The sequence below is a fragment of the Streptomyces himastatinicus ATCC 53653 genome, assembly GCF_000158915.1.
Classification (GTDB): domain Bacteria; phylum Actinomycetota; class Actinomycetes; order Streptomycetales; family Streptomycetaceae; genus Streptomyces; species Streptomyces himastatinicus.
Genome location: NZ_GG657754.1, coordinates 2,191,789 through 2,192,692 on the forward strand (window position 1 = coordinate 2,191,789; position 904 = coordinate 2,192,692).

General features: G+C 77.3%; 1 protein-coding gene. It reads right to left on the bottom strand.

All coding sequences use genetic code 11. From position 1 onward, the window contains the following. The coding region (locus tag SSOG_RS53390) for a hypothetical protein (protein WP_050799821.1) at positions 1 to 890 on the bottom strand (890 nt) is incomplete at its 3' end. Positions 891 to 904 lie beyond the last annotated feature (14 nt).

The window sequence follows — 904 nt, forward strand, 5'->3', positions numbered from 1 at the left end:
GAGGTCGCGCCGCGCCGGGTGGCCTCGCCCGCCGACTGGGGGTCGGTGACCTCGCGTCCGTCGGCGAAACCGGAGACGGCGTAGAGGACGGCGGGTGCGTCGGTCAGGATCCGGATCCGCCAGCTCGCCCGCTGGTCGTCGCCGAAGCGGGCCGCGGCGGTGCCCTTCGCGGCGTACGGACGGGGCATCAGATCGGTGCGTTCGTCGAGGTTGTCGTCGTGGAAGCGCTGCCGCAGGGCCTTCATCCCGGCGGTGTCGGCCGCGGTGATCAGCAGGCCGACGGTGGTCACGCTGGTGCTGGTGGAGTCGGTGTAGGTGGCGCGCAGCAGGCGTTCGCAGCCCACCGGGGAGAGCGCCTTGGTGAGCAGCGGATCGAAGCCGCCGCCGCAGCTGCTGTCGGGGGCGACCGCGACCCGGGTCCAGAGGCGGTCGGCGCCGCCGGGGCCGTCGCCCTTGCCGCGCAGGGTGCGGGGGAAGAGGTCGTCCACGGGGACGCTGTGCCAGGCGGCGCGCGTCTTGGCGTAGGTGTCGGCGGCCGAGGGCGTCGCGTCGGGGCTGTCGCCCAGCCAGCTGCCGGCCGCCGCGCCGACGAGCAGCCCGAGGCCGAGGACGAGGGAGACGGCGGCGGCCACCTTGCGGCTGCGCGCGCGGTGATGGCCGGTTCCGGCGCTCGGCGGGGCGGCGGGACGCGGCGGGGTGGTGGGGCGCGGCGGTACGTGCGGTCTGTCGGCGGGGCCGCTCGGGCCGCCGGTGCGGCCGGTGTTGCGTCCGCCGCGCGTGGCACCCCGGGGGTAGGGGACCTTCGCCGGGACGCCGAGGATGGGGGTGTCCGGGTCCGGGACGAAGCCGGGCGGCCCGAAGGCCGGCGGGCCGAAACCGGGCGGGGACACTGGGTGTGGCGCTG